The organism is Cupriavidus sp. GW823-FHT06D04 (assembly GCF_058795055.1).
Genome location: NZ_JBXAHL010000007.1, coordinates 1 through 19662, shown reverse-complemented (window position 1 = coordinate 19662; position 19662 = coordinate 1). Strand labels below are relative to the sequence as shown.

The 19662-nt window shown below is 63.9% G+C and carries 18 protein-coding genes, 1 tRNA gene and 1 pseudogene; 9 read left to right on the top strand and 11 right to left on the bottom strand.

Going from position 1 to position 19662, the window contains the following annotated elements:
• Nucleotides 1-87: 87 nt before the first annotated feature.
• Nucleotides 88-2238 carry a phosphocholine-specific phospholipase C gene (locus AC1Q7H_RS12005; RefSeq protein ID WP_211981344.1) on the bottom strand — a complete coding sequence of 717 codons (2151 nt, stop codon included), beginning with the start codon at nucleotides 2236-2238 and terminating at the stop codon, nucleotides 88-90.
• Nucleotides 2239-2591: 353 nt separating this feature from the next.
• Here AC1Q7H_RS12005 and AC1Q7H_RS12000 point away from each other — a divergent pair, with 353 nt between their 5' ends.
• On the top strand, nucleotides 2592-3443 hold the full coding sequence (locus tag AC1Q7H_RS12000) for an HAD-IIA family hydrolase (RefSeq protein ID WP_153954067.1): 852 nt from the start codon (nucleotides 2592-2594) through the stop codon (nucleotides 3441-3443).
• On the opposite strand, the gene AC1Q7H_RS11995 is transcribed toward AC1Q7H_RS12000, so the two are convergent.
• From AC1Q7H_RS11995 to AC1Q7H_RS11965, 7 genes are all read right to left on the bottom strand, one after another.
• Nucleotides 3430-4263 (bottom strand): MurR/RpiR family transcriptional regulator, encoded by an 834-nt coding sequence (locus AC1Q7H_RS11995; protein WP_211982171.1) that lies wholly within the window; start codon nucleotides 4261-4263, stop codon nucleotides 3430-3432. The two genes, AC1Q7H_RS12000 and AC1Q7H_RS11995, sit on opposite strands and share 14 nt — an antisense overlap.
• Before the next feature lie 169 nt (nucleotides 4264-4432).
• Nucleotides 4433-5569, bottom strand: coding sequence for a DSD1 family PLP-dependent enzyme (locus tag AC1Q7H_RS11990; protein WP_211981335.1), 1137 nt, complete (start codon nucleotides 5567-5569; stop codon nucleotides 4433-4435).
• 23 nt (nucleotides 5570-5592) lie between these two features.
• Nucleotides 5593-7149, bottom strand: a complete 1557-nt coding sequence (locus AC1Q7H_RS11985) for a M81 family metallopeptidase (protein WP_211981333.1) — start codon at nucleotides 7147-7149, stop codon at nucleotides 5593-5595.
• A 14-nt stretch (nucleotides 7150-7163) separates the two neighbouring features.
• A complete protein-coding gene (locus AC1Q7H_RS11980) occupies nucleotides 7164-8147 on the bottom strand; it encodes a Bug family tripartite tricarboxylate transporter substrate binding protein (protein WP_153956589.1) in 984 nt (327 codons plus the stop codon).
• A gap of 158 nt (nucleotides 8148-8305) precedes the next feature.
• Complete coding sequence (locus AC1Q7H_RS11975; protein WP_492381323.1) at nucleotides 8306-9277, bottom strand: ornithine cyclodeaminase family protein; 972 nt, start codon at nucleotides 9275-9277, stop codon at nucleotides 8306-8308.
• Nucleotides 9267-9896: a helix-turn-helix transcriptional regulator gene (locus tag AC1Q7H_RS11970; RefSeq protein ID WP_492381322.1), complete on the bottom strand. Its 630-nt coding sequence runs from the start codon at nucleotides 9894-9896 to the stop codon at nucleotides 9267-9269. Before AC1Q7H_RS11970 ends, AC1Q7H_RS11975 begins: the two co-directional genes overlap by 11 nt.
• A gap of 82 nt (nucleotides 9897-9978) precedes the next feature.
• Nucleotides 9979-10881: a LysR family transcriptional regulator gene (locus AC1Q7H_RS11965; RefSeq protein WP_153956586.1), complete on the bottom strand. Its 903-nt coding sequence runs from the start codon at nucleotides 10879-10881 to the stop codon at nucleotides 9979-9981.
• 162 nt (nucleotides 10882-11043) lie between these two features.
• Here AC1Q7H_RS11965 and AC1Q7H_RS11960 point away from each other — a divergent pair, with 162 nt between their 5' ends.
• Nucleotides 11044-12027, top strand: coding sequence for an aldo/keto reductase (locus tag AC1Q7H_RS11960; protein WP_211981327.1), 984 nt, complete (start codon nucleotides 11044-11046; stop codon nucleotides 12025-12027).
• A 94-nt stretch (nucleotides 12028-12121) separates the two neighbouring features.
• Nucleotides 12122-13009: an NAD(P)-dependent oxidoreductase gene (locus AC1Q7H_RS11955; RefSeq protein ID WP_211981326.1), complete on the top strand. Its 888-nt coding sequence runs from the start codon at nucleotides 12122-12124 to the stop codon at nucleotides 13007-13009.
• 119 nt (nucleotides 13010-13128) lie between these two features.
• Here AC1Q7H_RS11955 and AC1Q7H_RS11950 read toward each other — a convergent pair whose 3' ends face one another.
• Nucleotides 13129-13794, bottom strand: coding sequence for a c-type cytochrome (locus AC1Q7H_RS11950; protein ID WP_492381321.1), 666 nt, complete (start codon nucleotides 13792-13794; stop codon nucleotides 13129-13131).
• 265 nt (nucleotides 13795-14059) lie between these two features.
• Between AC1Q7H_RS11950 and AC1Q7H_RS11945 the strand changes: the two genes are divergently transcribed.
• From AC1Q7H_RS11945 to AC1Q7H_RS11920, 6 genes and pseudogenes are all read left to right on the top strand, one after another.
• Complete coding sequence (locus AC1Q7H_RS11945) at nucleotides 14060-14515, top strand: DUF305 domain-containing protein (protein WP_211981324.1); 456 nt, start codon at nucleotides 14060-14062, stop codon at nucleotides 14513-14515.
• A gap of 15 nt (nucleotides 14516-14530) precedes the next feature.
• Nucleotides 14531-16003, top strand: a complete 1473-nt coding sequence (locus AC1Q7H_RS11940) for a YncE family protein (RefSeq protein WP_492381320.1) — start codon at nucleotides 14531-14533, stop codon at nucleotides 16001-16003.
• Between the two features lie 101 nt (nucleotides 16004-16104).
• Nucleotides 16105-16626 (top strand): RNA polymerase sigma factor, encoded by a 522-nt coding sequence (locus tag AC1Q7H_RS11935; RefSeq protein ID WP_211982169.1) that lies wholly within the window; start codon nucleotides 16105-16107, stop codon nucleotides 16624-16626.
• Entirely contained in the window at nucleotides 16623-17420 is a 798-nt protein-coding gene (locus tag AC1Q7H_RS11930; protein WP_211981322.1) for an anti-sigma factor family protein, read from the top strand. The genes AC1Q7H_RS11935 and AC1Q7H_RS11930 overlap by 4 nt, the downstream gene beginning before the upstream one ends.
• Nucleotides 17421-17622: 202 nt before the next feature.
• Nucleotides 17623-18324: pseudogene (locus tag AC1Q7H_RS11925) on the top strand (beta-keto acid cleavage family enzyme); the annotation flags it as partial.
• Between the two features lie 83 nt (nucleotides 18325-18407).
• A tRNA-Met gene (locus tag AC1Q7H_RS11920) sits at nucleotides 18408-18483 on the top strand.
• Between the two features lie 81 nt (nucleotides 18484-18564).
• Here the strand turns inward: AC1Q7H_RS11920 and AC1Q7H_RS11915 are convergent.
• Entirely contained in the window at nucleotides 18565-18711 is a 147-nt protein-coding gene (locus AC1Q7H_RS11915) for a DUF3096 domain-containing protein (RefSeq protein WP_078196252.1), read from the bottom strand.
• Nucleotides 18712-18811: 100 nt separating this feature from the next.
• Nucleotides 18812-19063 carry a hypothetical protein gene (locus tag AC1Q7H_RS11910; RefSeq protein ID WP_211981321.1) on the bottom strand — a complete coding sequence of 84 codons (252 nt, stop codon included), beginning with the start codon at nucleotides 19061-19063 and terminating at the stop codon, nucleotides 18812-18814.
• Nucleotides 19064-19662 lie beyond the last annotated feature (599 nt).

Below are 19662 nucleotides of genomic sequence, written 5' to 3'. Positions count from 1 at the left end.
GCCGCCGTCGGCGGCGAATGGACAAGCGGCCTGCACCAAGGCAGGCCGCCCGCTCAATAGTCAAAGAAAATTAGCAGGTGCCGGAAATCACGCGGCGGGCATGGCCATGGCCGGATCGCTGACGCTGTCCTTGCCGGTTTCCAGACGGCCGGCAAAGCGTCGCAGGTAGCTCGCGTCGTCCGCGCGCACGACGCTGAAGTCATACCAGCGCGCGCTCCTTTCCAGCGACCAGCGCTCTTCCACGACCTCGCCGCCCGGGGGTACGGTCAGCGTCCACGGGCCATCGTTGCGGTACGCGTTGGACTGTACCGTGACGGTGCACGCGGCGTTGCCGGTGTTGCGCATATGCAGGTACAACTGGCCGTTCTTCGGGTCGTAGCAGACCTGGCACTCCGGCTGCGCGCCGCTGGCGGCCGCGGTGCCGGTGAAATGCCGGACGAAGCCGTTCGGCCCGAGCACCCACAGGTCGTACTTGCCGTTGTCCGCGACGACGTCCCACGCGTCCGACAGGGTCTTGTCCGCTTCCACGGTGTAGCGTCGCGGGATGCGGTCCAGGTGCAGCTTGTCGTAGACATGAAACACCGCGCCCTGCATGCCGCTGTTGGCGAACAGCAGGGTCACGCTGCGGCCCCCACTGTCGACGCGCGCGCTGGTGTGCAGCTCATAGGGCAGGGCGCGCGAGAAGCGGGTGCCGATTTCCTGGAACAGCGGCTGTGGCGTGGCGGGCGGAGTCGGCGCCGGCATGGTCTTCTGCTGGGCTTCGATGATCGCGTAGTCGCTGGTATCGGGCAGTGCGGGGAATTTCGGGTCGTTAGGCGTGGCGAAATCGAAGGCCGAGGTGAGATCGCCGCTGACCGCGCGGTGCCAGGGGCTGATGGCGGGAATGGTGATGCCGAAGCGCTGCTCGAGGAAGCGGCCCACCGAGGTGTGATCGAAGGTCTGCGAATTGACCCAGCCGCCCTTGCTCCATGGCGATACCACGTACATCGGCACGCGCGGTCCCAGTCCCCACGGGCGCAGGTTGCCGCTGATGGTGTCCTGGGGATGCAGGTATTTGCGTGCCGGGTCCGAGAAATACTCGCCTTCCAGCGGCAGCGTCGACTTGCCGGCGAGCGTGCCGTCCAGGTTGTAGGAGGGCACGGCCGGCGGCGGCAGGTGATCGAACAGCCCGTCGTTCTCGTCGAAGGTCTGGAAGAACACGGTCTTGCTCCAGACCTCCGGGTTCGACGTCAGTGCGTTCAGCACCTGGGCGGTGAAGTTGCCGCCGTGCTGCGGGCTTGACGGCGCGCCCGGGTGTTCGGACTGCAGCTTGGTCGGCAGCACCCACACTACCTCGGGCAGCGTGCCGTTCATCACGTCGCGCTGCAGGTCCTCGATGGTCCACAGGCTCATGCCTTCCTTGTACAGCGGCGACTCCGGCTGCGCCGTGCGGAACGAATCGAAGGCCAGGCCACCGTGCATCGCGCCAGTCCAGTTGTCGTTCGGATCCTGGTAGATGCGCCAGCTGACGCCGGCCTTTTGCAGGACATCGGGAATCGTCGGCCAACGGAAAGACGAGCCGGCATAGGTGTAGCCCGGCGTCGGCAGCGCGCCCGTGATCCAGCAGCGCAGGTTGTTCGGCTCGGAGTCTGTATCGGTGCAGTTGACGCCGCTCTTGCCGAGTTCCGGGTTGAAGTTGGAACCCGCGAAGAAGACGATGCGGTTGGGATCCGTGCCGGTGGTGATGGAGCAGTGGTAGGCGTCGCAGATGGTGAAGGCTTCGGCCAGCGCGAACTGGAAGGGGATGTCGTCGCGCTTGTAGTAACCCATCGAGTAGGGCTTCTTGTACTTGGGCCACATGCCGAACTTGCCCTGGTTCCAGGCCGCCTGCGCATCGGAGAACGAGTGCGGCGTGCTCGGGACCAGCAGTGCGTTCATGGTCTGCTTGTCCAGGTGGAAGGGCGGGATCTCCTTCGTGCCATCCGACTGGTACCAGACCGGTTTGCCGCTTTCGAGCGGGATCGGGAAGCGGTCGCCGAAGCCTCGCACGCCTTTCATCGTGCCGAAGTAGTGATTGAAGGCACGGTTTTCCTGCATGAGGATGACGATGTGCTTGACGTCCTTGATGGTGCCTGTCTCTACCGCGGCGGGCACGGCAAGCGCGCGGCGGATGCTCGGCGGCAGCACCGTGAGCGCGGCGGCGGCACCCATGGCCTGGGTGGCGGTGCGGAGGAAATTGCGTCTGTCGTTGGATTGCATGTGGCTGACCTGTGGGCGATGGCGTGGGAAGAGATCAACAGAGGCTCAGGGGGCGCAGCGCAGCGTGTCCGCCGGCTTTTTTTGCTCGTTCGCTTGTGCCGATGAAAGTTGCTGTGACGTTGCCGTGGAGGCGGAGTCATCTCCGCCGCCGCAGCCGGCAAGCGCCGAGCTCAGTACAACGCCAGCCAGTACAGCGAGACATCTCGTTCGCAGGGTGTTCATGGAGGTTCCGTGTCGCGTGGTTGGGGATGGGGCAACACGGATGCTAGAAGACCTACATGACAATCCAGTGAATGTTGTTCAATAAAAATTGAATGTAGAATGAGCGTTACTCAAAATGTTCGAACGCAAAGATGACAGATATCAGGCGGTTCCCCTCCGGCCAACGTGCCACCGACGATGCCTCGATCCCGCAGCCGGCGCTGCCGCCCTGGCGCGCGCCGGCGTGGCGCTACATCGTCGACCTGGACGGCACGCTGATCCGCAACGGCGCCGCCATGCCGGGCGCGGCCGCGCTGCTCGAGGCGTTGCAGGGCCGCTATGCCATCGTGTCGAACAACTCCACCGACACCGCGGCCGGCATGTCGCGCAAGCTGCGCCGCATGGGCCTGCCCGTTGCACCGGAGCAACTCGTGCTTGCCGGCGAAATGGCTGTGAACTGGCTGCGCCGCACCTCCCCCGAGGCGCGGGTTCTGTTGCTGGGCAGCCCGGCATTGCGCCGCCATGCGAAGCGGATCGGTTGCCAGTTGGTGGAGCAGGGCGCTGACGTGGTGCTGCTGGCGCGCGATCCCGACTTCAACTACGGCAAGCTGGCGCTGGCGGCGAATGTGCTGCGCGCCGGCGCCAGGCTGGTGGTCACCAATCCCGATCTCAGCCATCCCGGCGACAACGGCACCTGCGTGCCGGAGACCGGTGCGCTGCTCGCCGCGCTGACAGCCTGTGCCGGCGTGGATCCCGAGTGCATCATCGGCAAGCCCGCCGATGCGCTGTTCCACGAAGGACTGCGGCGGCTGCAGGCAAGCCCGGCGCAGGCGCTGATGATCGGCGACAACCCGGCGACCGATGCCGCGGGCGCGGTCGCGATGGGCATGTCATATCTGCTGCTTGGCACCGGCTCCGGGGCCGAGGCGGAGACCCCTGCTCAGTTGCTGAATACATGGTGTGCCGGCCGCACGGCCCTGCACGCCAGGCTCAATAGCGCTTGAGCGACAGTACGTCGAAGGTGTGGCGGATGGTCTTGACCGCGCGATCGTAGTCGGTCAGCGCCAGGCACGCGATCAGCACATCGATGATCGCCAGTTGTGCCAGGCGGCTGGTCATCGCCTCCGTGCGAAAGTGGGTCTCGCGCGCCATCGTCAGCAGCACCACATCGGAGAAGGCCTGGATCGGCGATTTACCGAAGTTGGTGATGCAGATGGTGTGTGCGCCGGCCTCCTTCGCCAGTCGCGTCGCCGTCACGGTCTCATAGGTGCTGCCGGAATGCGAGATGGTCAGCACCGCGACATCCGGGCCGGTCAAGGCCGCGCTGATGACCTGCACATGCGAGTCGATCACGGCCTTGACGTTAAGGCCAATGCGCAGCATGCGGTAATGCGCATCCTCGGCGATGGTGGCCGCACTGCCGATGCCGTAGATCTCGATGCGCTTGGCCTTCTTCAGGATCTGGACCGCGCGCTGCAGCGCGCCCACGTCGAGGGTCGACTGGGTGTCGAGCAGCGTCTGCACATTGCTCTGGAAGATCTTGCGTACCACGGCGGCCGCATCGTCCTTCGGTTCCAGGTCTTCGTGAATCATCTGTACCGGCTGCACGATCTCCTGCGCCAGCACGATCTTCAGCTGCTGGAAACCGGTGGCGCCGAGCGCCTTGCACAGTCCGACCACACTGCCTTCACTGGCACCGGTGCGCTCGGCCACTTCGCTGACGGACATATGGACCACTTCCTCCGGATGACGGGCAATGAAGTCGGCAATGCGCTGGCCGGTGGCGCCCAGGGTGTCGCGGATGCTGTCGATACGCGCCATGATGGCGCTCAGCGTGGCTTGCTTCGGTGGGGCCTGACTAGCCTGACTCGGCGCGGACTTGGCCGGGAGTTTCTTCTTCGCTGGCATGGATGGGTTCCGTCGCGCGTCCGCGCTGCGGACACATGGCCGCCATTGTAGAAGACTTCCGTGCACGAGCCCCGCTGCGTCCATCTCACCAGCCATGGAAGCGCTGCCATGCCGCCAGCTCACCGTCTTCGGAGAGCGCCTGGTACTCGGGGAATTGCGTGCCGGTCGCGCACGCATGGTTGGGAAGAATGCGCAGCCGCGTGCCAACCGGGAAGCGCGCGGCGATATCGGCATCGGGCGCTCCTTCGCGCGACACGATGCCATGCTCCTGGTTGGCGCCGCTGAGCACGTAGCCCGGCAACACCGTGCCGTCGATCGTGCAGACCTGCCCATAGCCATAGTCCCGCTTCTGCTTCTGCGTGCCGCGATCGCGGCTCATCGCCATCCACCCGGCGTCGACGATGGCCCAGCCCTTGTCGCCCTGATGGCCGATCACCGTGGTCAGTACGCTGAGGGCGATGTCATCGGTGGTACAGACGCCCACATTGCTCATCACCAGGTCAAACAGGACATAGACGCCGGCCCGAACCTCGGTGACGCCATCGAGTTGCGCGGCGGAAAGTGCCGTCGGAGTCGAGCCGATGCTGACCACCGGGCACGGCAGCTGCGCGGCCCGCAGACGCTCGGCCGCACGCACGCAGCCGGCGCGTTCCTGCTCCGCCAGGGCGCTCAGGGCCTCGGTGGTGTCAAGCTCGTAGCTCGAGCCAGCGTGGGTCAGCACGCCACCCAGGCGCATGCCCCCATCGTGCAGGGCGCGGCCGACATCCGGCAGCGCAGGGTCCTCCGGACGGATGCCGGAGCGGTGACCATCCGTGTCAATCTCGATCAGCACCTCGAACACCTCATCATTCGCCCGCCCGAACTCGGCGATCGTCTCGGCCGAGGCCACGCTGTCGGTGAGGAGCTTCAGCTGGCACCCGCGCCGCCGCAACGCGAGCGCCTGCGGCAGCCGATGCGCCGCCATGCCGACGGCATAGACGATGTCGGTGATGCCTTCAGCAAAGAAGTATTCGGCTTCCTTCAGCGTGGACACCGTGATGCCTTGCGCGCCGGCGGCAAGCTGGGCGCGCACGACCGGCGTGCATTTGGAGGTCTTGACGTGTGGGCGGAAGCGCACGCCCAACGCGTTCATGCGCTGCTGCATGCGGTCGATGTTGCGTTGCATGCGGGCGAGGTCGATGACGGCCGCCGGGGTATCGAGAGAGTCGAGAGTTGTGGACATGTCTGGCTGGATCGGCAAAGGGTTCACTGGAGCGCGCTGTGCTTGCGCAACAGCCGGATATGCGGCGTCCAGTCGGTCATGGCGTCAAGCGGGACCACCGGCCGCGGCAGGCGTTTGAAGTCGAAGCGGGACAATACTGGCGATGTCAGCCCCGGAGCATCGACGCTGAAAATCTGCCCGGGATCAAAGAACTCATCGAACGCCGCGCGGAAATGGCCGCGCGATTTCACTACCACCGTGCGGGCAGCGGCGATATCGATGCCAAACATCTCCAAGAAAGCGGGCTCGTGGCATTGATGGCGATTGGTGATCACCACGACCTTCACGCCTCCCACCCGCAGCAGGGCCGACGGGCCCAGGTTATAGCTGCAGCCGGCCAACTGCCCCCGTCGCCCCACGCCCTGGCCCGCGTGCAACCGCAGTACCGTGGCGGGTGCGCTGAAGGCATCGGAGTATGCGGTGCTCTCGCCGCGATTGAAGCGGGCGGTAAACTCGGCGCCCACGCCGAGGGCATGGGCCTGCGCGCTGAGCTCAGGATCGGTGACCACACCGAGCACGGCATCACGCACGCCGGCTCGCAACAACGCCTGCAGCAGGAAGGGCGTGTTGCCGCGCCCGCCGCCGCCGGGGTTGTCCGCTACATCGGACAGCAATACGGGCGGCAGCGCGTGGTCATCGCCAGCAGCCTTGGCCAGCGCGACCGCCTCGTCAAGAGACGTCAACGCGGGCGTGAACGCGGTGCGGCCGGTCCACGCCGGCATTACCAGATCATGGGCGGTCTGCCTGGCGAAGTCGGCATCGCCGCGGGTCGTGACGATGACCGTCATGCCGTTCTTCGGGGTGTCACCAAAGGCAAAGCCGCCCACCACTGAAATATTGACGATGCGCGGGTCAACCAGTGCTTCCGCTTGTTCGATCATGTCGGCGTACGGTCCGGTTCCGGGCGCGGTCAAGAGCTGGGTCGGGGGCGCACAAACCGGCATGCGCACATGCGCGACGCAAAAGCGCGTGCCTTGCATCAACTCGATCAGGATGTCAGCCGCATCCGCGCCGCGCTCGGCCATGTCGGTATGGGGATTACGGCGATAGGAGATCAGCGTATCGACCGCGTCGACCATGCGATCGGACACATTGGCATGGAGGTCGACGGTGGCGACGATCGGCACCGTCGGTCCAACGATGGACCTCACCATCTCGAAGACCAAACCGTCGGGATCATCCTCTTCGGTGGTGATGGCGGCACCGTGCTCGCAAATGTAGACGGCATCGAGCGGCAGCGCGGCGCGCAATTCCCGTTCAAAGATGGCAAGTGTCTCCATGAAGAAGGCGTGGTCGACCGGGCCGCCCGACTCTGCATTGGCGAACAGGATAGGGACGGGCTGCCACTGCCCGCCGGCATCCATGCGGCGGACAAAGGCAGGGATCTCCGGCGTCATGGCTGGGGCGGTGGCGCGGGCATCCGACAGCAGCGCATCGCCGGCAAGATAAGCCCGCGACACGAAGTCGGCGCGCGTGGACACCGGAGCAAAACGGTTGGATTCAATGGCAAAGCCGAGAATCGCAATGCGGGGATTGGACATGGTCGGCGGAAAGCTCAGTTCTGCTTGGGGATCTTCGCGGTTACGATCAGGTCGGCCCACTTCTTCTGCTCGCTGGCGATGAACTGGATGAATTCTGCGCGGGTGCCGGTGGCGGCGACGGCGTTGGCATTGGCCAGGTCCTGGCGCAGGCTGTCGGTCTTCAGCACCTTCTCCAACGCCATGCTGAGCTTGTCGACGATCGGCTGCGGCGTGCCCTTGGGAAACACCAGGCCGCCCCACGAGACATTTTCATAGCCCTTCAGGCCTGACTCATTGAGCGTCGGCACGTCGGGATACAGCGCGACGCGCTCGCGGCTGGTGATCGCCAGCGCGCGCAGCTTGCCGCTCTTGACCAGTGGCCATGCCACCGACGCATTGGTAATGGTGTAGTCGAGCCGGCCACCGGCGAGGTCGGTCAGGGACGCCGGATCTCCGTTGTATGGAATGAACAACACGTCGATGCCGGCCATCTTCTTGAGCAACTCGCCGCCCATGTGGCCGCTGCTGCCAGTGCCCGCAGCGGCATATGACAGCTTGCCCGGGGATTTCCTGGCCAGTGCCAGCAGGTCGGCCACGTTCTTGACCGGGGAATCGGCACGGACCACAAGCAGGTTATAGATCGAGAACATGCGGCCCACAGGCACAAAGTCCTGCCGCACATCGTAGGGAAGCTTGCTGAACAGCGCCGGATTGATGGCGAGGGTGTTGATGTTGCCATAGCCCAGCGTGTACCCATCCGGGGCAGCGCGCTTGACCTGCGCCATGCCGATGTTGCCGGCGGCTCCCGGGCGGTTGTCGACGACAAAGTTGGCGTTGGTTTCTTTCGCCAGGTGGGTCAGCACAACGCGGGTCAATACGTCGGCCGAGCCGCCGGCAGCGGAGGCAACGATAACGGTAACCGGCTTTTGCGGCCAGGGGTTGTCGGCCGCGCGGGCGGCGGAAGTGAAGCTACAGGCAGCACTCAATGCGAGCGCTGTGAGGGCAGGGATGATACGCATGAAACCAACTCCGGACAAAAGGGAAGGAATTGAGGTCCTTGACCGTCCGGTAGCGCATCTGTGGCATGCCGCGGGCAAGGCGCCGAAGCCGCGCGGCGGCTACGGTGACATCGTGAAAAGCAAGCAGCTCCTACATAATGCAAACATCGATCAAAGCGTTACCACGACCATGGGATGCTGGAGCCCACGCCGGCCGCGCCGGCCCGCTGATGGAGCAGGCGGGCGACGGTCAGGTCCTGCAGGGCGAGACCGGTCATGTCGAATACCGTGATGTCCGTCGGTTGCCGGTCCACACGGGCCTTGCCTGTCAGCAGGTCGCCCAGTTCGATGCACGGCGTATCGGAGGCCCATTGGGTTTCACCGATCTGGCGTGCCTGTGCCTGGTCATCGACGAACAGGCGCACCCGCTGCAGCAGGCCCTCGGGCAACTCGCGCTTGCCCTTGGTGTCGGCGCCAACACAATTCAGGTGTGTACCTGGCTGTACCGCCTGCATTTCGAACAAGGCGCCCGTTCCCGGCGTTGCGGTGATCACGATGTCGCTCTCGGACACTGCAGCATTGCGGTCGCCCGCGGGCGAGATGTCGCAACGGTGCGCGAACTGCGCCTCGAAAGCAGCGTCGCGCTTGCCGTCCACCGTGACATAGCGGACCTCGCCAAGTGCTGGCAACAACCGCAGGGCAAAGCTGAGCTGCACGCCCGCCTGGACACCGGTGCCGAACACGCACACGCGGGTACTGTCCGCCCGTGCGAGCTGCTGCAGCCCCAGGCCACCCGCGGCGCCGGTGCGCATGGTGGTGACCGCATTGCCGTCCAGCAGGCAGACGGGCCGCCCGGTCGCGGGATCGATCAGCATGATGGTGGCCTGGTGCGGCTCACCGCCAAGCTGACGGTTGCTGGGCCAGAATCCCGCGGCCTTGAAACCCAGCAAGCCTTGTGCCTGCACGTCCCCGGACTTTATGCCGAAGACGCCGCCGGTTACCAGCGGCTCGCGCACCACCGGGAACACGCGGCCCTCGCCCTGGCTATGCAGCACGAAGGCCTCGCGCACGGCTTCCAGGACGTCGTCAGGCAGTAGCAAGGACTGCACCTCGTCCTTGTCGAGCAGCAGCAGGCGGGCGTCACTTGGCATCGCTGTACACCGTTGCTCGCGATACGCCCAGATGCATCGCCACGACCTCCATGGCCCGACGCACCTCCATGTAACCCGATTCCTTGAGCTCGCGCATCAGCGCGCGCCGGTCCGTTGCCTTGAGCGAACGGGGCGTGGTGGCGAGCCGCGCCGCGAACTGGTCAATGCGATCCCGGATGGCATCCGCGCCGACCGGATCGAGCGACTCGGTAACACCCGCAGCCGCGCCGACCGTGCCGAACTGTCCCAGCATGGTCTGCAAACCACGAAACAGCGAGAGATCCACATTCAGGCACAGGGCAGCGATGTATTGCCCGCTGGAATCCTTGATGCCGATCGATGTGCTCTTGGCCTGGCGGCCATCGGCGAACTGGTTCGCATAGTTGGCGATGACTTGCTGGTATTGCGGATCGGCGATGCGGGCCAGGCCGAGTTTTGTGGCCGGGTCGCCAGGCTGGCGGCCCGACAGGTTGTTATGGATGGCCAGGATGGCGTGCCTGGGATCCAGGAGGTCGTGGACAACGACCTCGCAAAACGGCGCCAGGGTCTCGCCGAGGCCCTGCGCCACTTGCTTGAGTTGATCGAGCAGCGCTTGCTGCTCCTTGGTTCGCTTCGTCATATGGACAGATTATCCAGAACTAGACGAATAGTCAAGGAAGAAAATCCTGCGTGTCACGGAGCGCGCATGCGCCCGTCGCCTGTCAGGTGTTGGCCGAGCGGATCATGTCGATCAATTGCCGCAGGCCCGGCAGTGTCTGCCGCCGGCTTGGGTAGTACATCACCATGGGCGGCCCGGCGACCGCCCATTTCGGCAGCACTACTTCAAGGCGGCCGGCGGCGATATCGTCGGCCACGCGGCGTTCGAGGCAGTACGCGAGCCCGACGCCGTTCAGCGCGGCATCGACGGCGGTGTCCGTCTCGTTGGCGCTTACCGGGCCAGGCACGTCGAGTTCGAGTGCACGGCGTCCGTTGCCAAGCTCCCACCGATACAGCGAGTTGTCGCCAATACGAATGCGGATGCACGCGTGGCGCATCAGGTCGTCTGGCTTCGTCGGGCGCCCACACCGCGCCAGGTATGCGGGAGACCCCACGATCACCCAGCGTAACGGTGGCGTCAGCGGCACGGCGATCATGTCGCGTGCGACCGTGTCGCCGTAGCGGATGCCGGCGTCGTAGCCGTCGGCAATGATGTCGATCAGGCGATCGTCGACGGTGATGTCGAGCTGGATCTCCGGATACGCGTCGGTGAAAGCTGGCAGGATCGGCCCGATCAGCAGGCGCGACGCGTCGCGCGGCACGTTGATACGCAGGCGGCCGACCGGCGATGTGCGGTAGCGATCGAGTTCATCGATGGCCGCGCCAATGGTCTCAAAGCCCCTGCCAAGCTGTTCCGCCAGCGCGCTGCCGGCCGCAGTCGGCACCACCGAGCGACTGGTGCGATTGAGCAGCTTCACGCCCAGCCGCGCTTCGAGATTGCGCATGGAGTGGCTTAGCGCGGACGTTGACACCCCCAGTTCGACGGCCGCCTGCCGGAAACTGCGGCGGCGGCAGATGGTGACGAACACATTGAGATCGGCAAGCTCGGTGCGGGTGAAGGCGGGCATGACAGACAGGTGATGTGGCTTGCCTCAATGGTTCGTTGAATTCAACTCAACGATATATGAGCTAGATTGTACGCGCCTGATGCGGTGGCCGATCGCAGTCCGACGCGCAGTCCGACGCGTAGGCCAACGCTCGCAGGCAACCATCTACTGGAGCGATTGAGTATGAATGTCGAGACGATACGAATTGAAGGCATCCCGGTTGCGGTATCGCGCATTGCGTTGGGCACATGGGCGATAGGCGGCTGGATGTGGGGCGGAACCGACGACAACGCCGCCATGGCGACGATCCGCAGCGCGCTCGACCATGGCATCAATCTGATCGACACCGCACCGGTGTATGGCTTCGGCCATTCGGAAGAAGTGGTCGGCAAGGCGCTGGCTGGCTGGCGCCAGGATGCGGTGATCGCGACCAAGGCCGGGCTCGAATGGGGCAACAGCGGTGTGCAGCGCAACGCCACCCCGGCGCGCATCCGGCAGGAAATCGAGGATTCACTGCGCCGCTTGCGCACCGACTACATTGACCTGTACCAGGTGCACTGGCCGGACACGCTGGTGTCATTCGAAGACACCGCGGCCGAACTGGAGAAGCTGCGCGTGGAAGGAAAGATCCTGTCTGTCGGCGTCAGCAACTTTTCCCCGCGGCAGATGGACGCGTTCTCTGTGGCGACACGGCTCGCGGCAGTCCAGCCTCCTTACAACCTGTTCGAGCGCGCGATCGAGGCTGACGTACTGCCCTACGCGCGTGAGCGGGGATTTGTCGTGCTGGCTTATGGTGCGCTGTGCCGAGGCCTTTTGTCCGGGCGCATGAATGCGTCCACCACGTTCGACGGTGATGACTTGCGCAATGCCGATCCGAAGTTCCGGCAGCCGCGTTTCGCGCAGTACCTGGCGGCAGTCGAGGCGCTCTCGGCGTTTGCCCGCGAGCGCCATGGCAAGTCGGTGCTGGCATTGGCGATCCGCTGGATCCTCGACCAGGGCCCGACGATTGCGCTGTGGGGCGCGCGTCGCCCGGACCAGTTGGGCGGCATCGGCGACGCGTTCGGATGGAAGCTGAGCGCGCAGGACAAGGAGGACATCGATATCCTGCTCGCACAGCATGTGACCGATCCGGTCGGTCCGGATTTCATGGCGCCGCCGCTGCGATAGCACGGGGTGGCAGCGGACGGGCAAGCTTCGCCCGTCATCGCGACCCTGCCAGGGCGCTACCTTGTCAACATTATTCGTTATTCGGAGTTTCATCATGCAGATTGGATTTATCGGGCTTGGCTCGATGGGCGCCGCGATTGCCATGAATCTGTTCGAGTCCGGGCACCAGGTGCAAGTGTTCAACCGCAACCCGGCGCGTACCGAACCGCTGCGCAGGGCAGGGGCCACGGTCGCGGCGAGTCCGGCCGAAGCGGCACATCTGGCTGACGTCGTCTTCTCGATGGTCGCCGACGATGCCGCGCTCACATTGGTCACGCTCGGCGAAACGGGAATCCTCGCTGGACTCAGGCCAGGCGCGGTGCATATCTCAATGAGCACGATCGGCGTCGATACCGCACAGGCTCTCACGGTGCGGCATCGTGAAGCCGGGGTGGGCTTTGTCTCGGCGCCGGTGTTTGGCCGGCCCGACGCGGCGGCGGCGCGCAAGCTCTTCATCATGGCCGCAGGCGCCGACGAGCACCTGAAAGTTGCGGTGCCCCTGCTTGAACAGCTGGGGCAGTCCGTCGGCATCGTCGGGGCCGATCCGTCGCAGGCGAACCTCGTAAAGCTGATCGGCAACTTCATGCTGTCCGTGATCATCGAGACGCTGGGCGAAGCCTGCGCGGTGGCAGGCAAGGCGGGAATCGACCCGATGCACTTCGTCGATCTGCTGACCAACGCGAACTTCAATGCGCCGCCCTACAAGATCTATGGTTCCATGATCGCGTCGCAGCAGTTCCAGCCGGCTGGCTTTTCATTGCCGCTCGGCCAGAAGGACAATCGCCTGATGCTGGCGGCCGCCGAAGCGCTCGGTGTGCCGCTCCCGCTTGCGAGCTTCGTGCACGATCGCTTTCTTGCGGTGCGCTCGCAAGGCATTGGTGCTGAGCACGATTGGTCTGCCGTGGCACTTTGCGCGTTGACCGAAGCCGGCATGCGCAAGTAGGCCTGGCATCCGTAAGGCAAGTCGCTCACGGGCGGTTTGCAAGGGGAGGGGGCTACGTCCACCAGATGTGGAAAGAGCTTCCCGACCCAGGCCGATGCCTCCAGCGGGTGCCCGTCGCCTCAGGGATCGATCACCGACAGGTAAGCCGCAGCCTGTTCAATCTGCTGCTCGTTCAGCGTGGCCGCCACGGCCGTCATTGTCCCCGGCGCTGGTGTTCCCGCCTTCGCGCGGGCCTGGAACTCATGGAGCCGGTTGATGACAAATGCCGCCGGTTCACCGGCAATGCCAGGGTAGCGTGCGCCGTTGCCTTTTCCATCGGCCGCATGGCAGCTGAAACAGGCGGGAATGTCCGGAGCCGCTCCCAGCTCGGCCAGTCGCTTGCCGGCCATCACCAGAGCTGGCGGAGGCGGGTGTGCACCCTCGACACGCGGAGGATGCTGGGCTGAAAAGAACACCGCGAGGCTGCGTATCTCGCCGTCGGAGAGGTCGTGTGCAACGCTTTGCATGACAGCACTCGCACGGGTTCCTGCCTTGAACATGGACAGTGCATGCGCAAGATAGTCCGGATTCATTCCCGCAAGCCTTGGTGCGCCAGTTGCCGTACCGGCGCCTAAGGTGCCATGGCACGAAACACAACTGGCAAGGGAGGGCGCTGGCGTACTGAGTGCGGGATCGGCCGCTGTGACTGCGGATTGCGCATGACAGACGCCGGAAACAGCGATGAGAGCCAGCAAACCAAGCCGCAAGCGGCTGCGTCCCGGGCTGGGAGGGTAGTGGCCGGTCATGTGCATCTCCCGATATGGCGGTCGTAAGCGTTGTCGGATCAATGATTCGGCACGACTATGCAGGAGCGATACTGACAAATGAGCGCTGAGACGATTACGAAATTGTCATGCTAAATACAGTCAGGCGTGTCCGTCTCGGCCGAGCGTCGGAAGTTCCACTCCTCAAGTAGCGAAGAAAATTTCATCCGCGCCGGAATAAGCAGTGGCCCCGACTCGTCTACCTCGCAACGGCCCTCATTTTGGGGCTCTCGACGATGAGGGAAAAATGACGTTCTTCCACCGCTCATGCCGATTGCGGGCGCTTGCCTGGGGCGCCCTGGCGTTGATGGCGCCACTGTCCATATCGGTTGCTGCCGCGACGCAAGCCGGGTCAGACGAAGAGAAGTTCATGGCTGAGAACGATGCCGCCATGACAAAGATGATGGATGGCATGGCTGTCAAGCCCGGCGGGAACATTGACGAAGACTTCGCTGCCATGATGATTCCGCACCACCAGGGTGCAATCGACATGGCAATGTCTGAGCTGCGCTACGGGAAAAATGTGCAGCTCAGACGCATCGCGCAGGAAATCGTCGTAGAGCAACTGCAAGAAATCGCTGCGATGCGCCTCGCGCTCGGGCAGCCACTTCCTCCTTCCGAGCCGGCGCCTACTCAGGCAACTGGCTCCAGTCAATCCCTCCCGCAACCGGTCTCCCACGACCATTCCGCGCACACGCACTGATAGCCAGGCCAAGCCATGAATCGAAACCCTTTCAGAAATGCCCTGTACCTCACGCTCCTTCTCGGCGTGGCCGGGCCAACGTTTGCCGGGCAAGCGCCAGGCGCAATAAGCACCCCGGATGTGCCCATCAGCCGCCGGGACCGCATCTATGCTGCCGAGCAATTCTCAAATACTGTTTCGGTCACGGACCCGGCTGACAACAAGCTCCTGGGCGTCATCCGGCTGGGCGACCCCGCGCCGGGCAATTTCAGCCCGCTGTACCGCGGCCAGGTCCTCGTCCATGGTATGGGCTTTTCGCCCGACCACCGGACTCTGGCGGTTGTGTCCATCGGGTCCAACTCGGTTTCCTTCATCGACACGGCCAGTAATGCCGTCAAGCATGTGACTTATGTCGGGCGCTCGCCCCATGAGGCGTTCTACACCCCAGATGGCAAGGAAGTCTGGGTAACGGTTCGCGGCGAGAACTACATTTCCGTCATTGACGCCAAGACCTTTGAGGAGAAGACTCGCATCACTGTAGCCGCGGGGCCAGGCATGCAGATCTTCTCGCCAGATGGCAAGTACGGCTACATCTGCTCGTCGTTCAACCCGGAAACAGCCGTCGTGACCGTCGCCGACCACAAGGTCGTGGGCCGTGTGAAGCAGGAAAGCCCCTTCTGCCCCAATATCGCTGCCACGCCTGACGGCAAACAGGTATGGTTCACCCTTAAGGACATCGGCAAGGCCCAGGTTTTCGAAGCCCGGCCCCCGTTCCGCCTGATCAAGACCCTTGAAACCGGCCCCATTACCAACCATGTGAATTTTGCGCACACGGCAGCGGGCACGTTTGCTTACATCACTGTCGGCGGCTTAAATCAGGTCAAGGTCTTCCGTACGGATGATTTCTCGCAGGTCGCGACCATCCCTGTAGGAAGCCTGCCACATGGAGTCTGGCCCTCCGGCGACGGGACCCGTGTTTACGTCGGTCTTGAGAATGCGGACAATCTTGCCGCCATTGACACAGCCACCAACGAGGTGATTGCCAATGTACCGATTGGGCAGGCACCACAAGCCATTGCCTATGTTCCCAAAGCTGTTCCCGAAGGGACGGGAACCCAGGGCCTTCAGCAGTTGGGTGTGGCGGGACAGACTACACAATTGAAGCTGGTGCCTGTCGCTGATGGCAAGCCAGTCGTCACCGACAACCCGCCAACGAGCGTTACGCTGTTTGACCAGGGCCTGCTCCAGGTGCTGCAGGCGTCAGCTACCGGACTGCAACCCAAACAACCCTATGTGCTTGCGCTAAGCAGCCGCTCAGACGGTACCGGCACGCTGGAGCCCATCGCCACCTTCACGACCAACCCGGCGGGCTCGGCCATCGTCAATGCGATCGGCCCCATCCGGCAGTTCGTACAAGGGGTTGCGAGAGCCGAATCGCGGCGCTACCTGGTCATCGCCCCGTCCGAGAACGGCAAGCCCGCGGCCCCGGTTCAGGTGCAGGCGTTGTAATCGAAGGACCGTCCGCGCGGCAGCCTGCGAAGGTATGACGCGCGGACCGTATTGCCACCCGTTGGCTGCATGTAACGGAAAAGGACATCGCAGTGAAGGACATGTTGCTCCAAGTCGAGCCGATGATCCCGGCGCTGCGCCGCTATGCGCGCGCACTGCTGCGCGACACGAGCGCCGCCGATGATTTGGTGCAGGACTGCCTGGAGAGAGTCATCACCTACTGGAACAGCCGACGCAACAACGATGACACGCGTAGTTGGGTCTTTGCCATCCTGCACAATCTGGCAATGACTGCCTTGCGCAAGTATGCCGGCACCCAGGGCATGCACGTCGCCATTGACGACGTGGCCGAATCCCAGATGGTCGCGCGCGCCACTCAGGAGGACGCGCTGCACTACCGTGACCTCATGAGCGCGCTCGACGCGCTTCCTGCGGAGCAGCGTAGCGTCCTGTTGCTGGTCTCGGTAGAAGACATGTCGTACGCGGACGTTGCCCGCGTGCTGGACATCCCCATTGGCACCGTGATGTCGCGCCTGTCGCGCGCGCGGGAGAAGCTTCTGAGAATCACGGCGGCCGGTGTGCCAGCGGCAGCCCCTATGTCGGTATTGCGGAGGGTCAAATGAGCGAGAATCGGCCCGTGCAGGAAGAAGACCTGCAGGCCTATGTGGACAACGCTCTGGACGACACACGTCGACGCGAGATCGAAGCCTACATGCGCCATCATCCGGACGTCGCTGGTCGCATCGAGGGCTATATCGCGCAGCGCGAACAATTGCGTGCGTCGCTTGCCCCGATCGTCCACGAGCCCATCCCGCCGGACCTGAACTTGCGCCACATGCTCGAGGCTCGCCGCACGCGGTCCGGCGGCCCCTGGCGAATGGCAGCTTCCGTCCTTGTCGCCCTCTGCATAGGCGGCATGGGCGGCTGGATCGGGCGCGGTGCAACCGAGCCGGCGCCCGGTGGCATAGCAGCCCTCGCGCGCGAAGCCACGGCCAGTTACCAGGTCTTCGCCTCTGACACGACCCGGCCAGTGGAGCTTAGCGCGGAAGACAGCGCTGCGCTGGTCAGTTGGGTATCCACGCGCCTGCGGCGTCCGGTCTCCCTGCCGGATCTCAGCAAGGCTGGCTATCACTACATGGGCGGGCGCCTGGTGGCAACCGAGCATGGACCGGCCGGCCTCTTCATGTATGACGACGGACACGGGACGCGACTGGCCATGCTGGTGCGGCCCATGCAGGTCGAACGGGACATGCCCATGAAGGCGCACGAACAGGCCGGCGTCGCGGGATACTCATGGGCAAACCAAGGGCTGGGCTACAGCCTGGTCGCATCCGCTTCCACCAGCGGGCTGCATCCACTGGCCGATGAAATGCGGCGGCAGATTGACCAACAGGCCGCAAAGGCGGCGCCTGCCTGAGCAGGCGAACGGGAATATTGCGCGCAAGGTAGCGCGAATCGTCCGCATTCGTCAGGACGCATTCCGTCGCCAGCATCCACTACCGTGGCGCCGGCACGCCTGTCTGAGTAGATCGAGTCGGTCTAGAATCAAGGAGCGCACTACCGCCCTGGAGCTCGCCATGCCCAGATCCCTCCGTCTGCTGGCTGCCTGCGCGGCACCCCTCGACGTGGTGATCAACCTGACAACCGGCGGCGCGCCGACGATGAGCGTGGAGGAGCGGCTGCAGCCGGCACTGCAATTACGCCCGGAAGTCGCCTCGCTCAATATGGGCTCAATGAACTTCGGACTGTACGAATTGCTGGACCGCTTCACGGAATTCCGACACGACTGGGAACGGCCTTATCTTGCGCAAAGCTATGACGGCATCTTCAGGAACACATTCAAGGATATCGCCTACATCCTGCAGTCCTGCAGCGAGAACCAGACGCGCTTCGAGATCGAATGCTACGACATCGGGCACCTGTACACGGCCGCCCATTTTCTCGATCGCGCGCTGCTGACGCCGCCGCTGCTGATCCAGTCCGTATTCGGGCTGCGGGGCGGCATCGGTGCGCATGTGGAGAACCTGATGCATATGCGCCGCACGGCGGACCGGCTGTTCGGCAAGGACTATGTCTGGTCGGTGCTGGGCGCCGGCCGCAGCCAGATGCCCCTGGCGGCGATCTCCGCGGCGATGGGCGGCAACGTACGCGTCGGGCTGGAGGACTCGCTGTGGGACGGACCCGGGAAACTGGCCGACAGCAATGCCGCGCAGGTCTTGCGTGTGCGCAGTGTGATTGAAGCGCTTTCGCGGCAAGTTGCCACGCCGGAGGAGGCGCGCACGTTGTTGAAGCTAGAGGGGCGGGAGAATGTTGGGTTCTGAACGCAGGACGCCGGGGAGCAGTCTGCAGAGTTTATTTGGGGGAAGGGGTATCCATGTGCCGCCAATCAGCGTATATTTCGCCCCGCGGGGTGGAGCAGTTGGCAGCTCGTCGGGCTCATAACCCGAAGGTCGCAGGTTCAAGTCCTGCCCCCGCAACCAAATTCGCCCAAGCCCCGCCGGAGCCATCCGCGCGGGGCTTTTGCTTTCATGCCGGAAGGTGGCGAGCGGCCCCGCCGCCGCTCAGCGCAGGTGCCCGCCAAACAGCCCGAGCAGGCCGATGACAATGAGGTAAATGGCGACGATATAGTTAAGCAGCCGCGGAATGACAAGAATAAGGATGCCGGCAATCAACGAGATTAGCGGGCCGGCGCTGGTAATGAAGTTCATGATGGGCCTGTGTGATTGGGGTTGATCTGGCGGCGGCTGTTTGTGGTTACATGGCAGCCGCTGGCGTACCGGGCGCAACGGTGGCGCAGAGAAGCAAAGCTCAGCCGAACACGCGCGATCTCAGGTCGTCCTCGAAATCGACAGTCCATTGCGCACCCTGGTTTCCGTCGTATTGGCGGATTTCTCTCCCGAAGCCTACCGAGACGGTGCGCCCGCGTGCCGGCACAGCGCCTGCAGCGTCTTCAACGGCTGTTACGGTAAATCCGTCGGGTGCGACCCCGTTACGCAGACAGGTCTCGCGGAAAGCTTCCTGCTCAAGGGGAGGGAACTGATCCAGCATCGTCTCCAGCATGGGTGTCTCCTGATGCCGGCATGTAACGAGGAACAGCCGAAGCGGTCAAAGGCGGCCAATCGGCTGGCCGCCTTTGCCATCCCGGCCGCGGTGCGATGGGTTGGGTGCTCGCCCTCTCCATATCCTGTTACTCCGCCTTCTTGATATTCGCCTTGACGTCGCCGTGCGCCGCCTGTGACTTGCCAAGGTCCTAAGAGTCCAATTGACGTGATGCGCTCCTGGTTCTGAGAAAGCATGCCTTCCGCTGATGCTGCCGGGCGGAGGACTGCCGTTCTAGCGTATCGCGTTGTCGATGGCCTGCCATTGGAATCCTAAACACCGATTTGTGGGATTCGCTGAAGTACTCGTTGCTGCTCCTTCGTATCGATAGGAACATCCTCATCCTGCCCAGAGGATAGTTTACGCATCGGGAGGGCGCGTTTCGGCATTGGTCACTGGTGGCGGGGCGTAGACATAGGGGTCGCGGTTGCATGTGGAATGCGGCAACGATGATTTGACATAACACTTATTATGCGTCGCAAAGGTGTAGCGGCAAAGCAGTAATGTCCGGTTCTAGCAAAGCAGAAATGTCCGCCTGAGGCGCTCTTCGTGGTATTTAG

Excerpts from the sequence above, each read along its gene's own strand:
- AC1Q7H_RS12005 (WP_211981344.1), bottom strand. The coding sequence starts at position 2,238 with ATGCAATCCAACGACAGACGCAATTTCCTCCGCACCGCCACCCAGGCC.
- AC1Q7H_RS12000 (WP_153954067.1), top strand. The coding sequence starts at position 2,592 with ATGACAGATATCAGGCGGTTCCCCTCCGGCCAACGTGCCACCGACGAT.
- AC1Q7H_RS11990 (WP_211981335.1), bottom strand. The coding sequence starts at position 5,569 with ATGTCCACAACTCTCGACTCTCTCGATACCCCGGCGGCCGTCATCGAC.
- AC1Q7H_RS11985 (WP_211981333.1), bottom strand. The coding sequence starts at position 7,149 with ATGTCCAATCCCCGCATTGCGATTCTCGGCTTTGCCATTGAATCCAAC.
- AC1Q7H_RS11980 (WP_153956589.1), bottom strand. The coding sequence starts at position 8,147 with ATGCGTATCATCCCTGCCCTCACAGCGCTCGCATTGAGTGCTGCCTGT.
- AC1Q7H_RS11975 (WP_492381323.1), bottom strand. The coding sequence starts at position 9,277 with ATGCCAAGTGACGCCCGCCTGCTGCTGCTCGACAAGGACGAGGTGCAG.
- AC1Q7H_RS11970 (WP_492381322.1), bottom strand. The coding sequence starts at position 9,896 with ATGACGAAGCGAACCAAGGAGCAGCAAGCGCTGCTCGATCAACTCAAG.
- AC1Q7H_RS11965 (WP_153956586.1), bottom strand. The coding sequence starts at position 10,881 with ATGCCCGCCTTCACCCGCACCGAGCTTGCCGATCTCAATGTGTTCGTC.
- AC1Q7H_RS11960 (WP_211981327.1), top strand. The coding sequence starts at position 11,044 with ATGAATGTCGAGACGATACGAATTGAAGGCATCCCGGTTGCGGTATCG.
- AC1Q7H_RS11955 (WP_211981326.1), top strand. The coding sequence starts at position 12,122 with ATGCAGATTGGATTTATCGGGCTTGGCTCGATGGGCGCCGCGATTGCC.
- AC1Q7H_RS11950 (WP_492381321.1), bottom strand. The coding sequence starts at position 13,794 with ATGACCGGCCACTACCCTCCCAGCCCGGGACGCAGCCGCTTGCGGCTT.
- AC1Q7H_RS11945 (WP_211981324.1), top strand. The coding sequence starts at position 14,060 with ATGACGTTCTTCCACCGCTCATGCCGATTGCGGGCGCTTGCCTGGGGC.
- AC1Q7H_RS11940 (WP_492381320.1), top strand. The coding sequence starts at position 14,531 with ATGAATCGAAACCCTTTCAGAAATGCCCTGTACCTCACGCTCCTTCTC.
- AC1Q7H_RS11935 (WP_211982169.1), top strand. The coding sequence starts at position 16,105 with ATGTTGCTCCAAGTCGAGCCGATGATCCCGGCGCTGCGCCGCTATGCG.
- AC1Q7H_RS11930 (WP_211981322.1), top strand. The coding sequence starts at position 16,623 with ATGAGCGAGAATCGGCCCGTGCAGGAAGAAGACCTGCAGGCCTATGTG.
- AC1Q7H_RS11915 (WP_078196252.1), bottom strand. The coding sequence starts at position 18,711 with ATGAACTTCATTACCAGCGCCGGCCCGCTAATCTCGTTGATTGCCGGC.
- AC1Q7H_RS11910 (WP_211981321.1), bottom strand. The coding sequence starts at position 19,063 with ATGCTGGAGACGATGCTGGATCAGTTCCCTCCCCTTGAGCAGGAAGCT.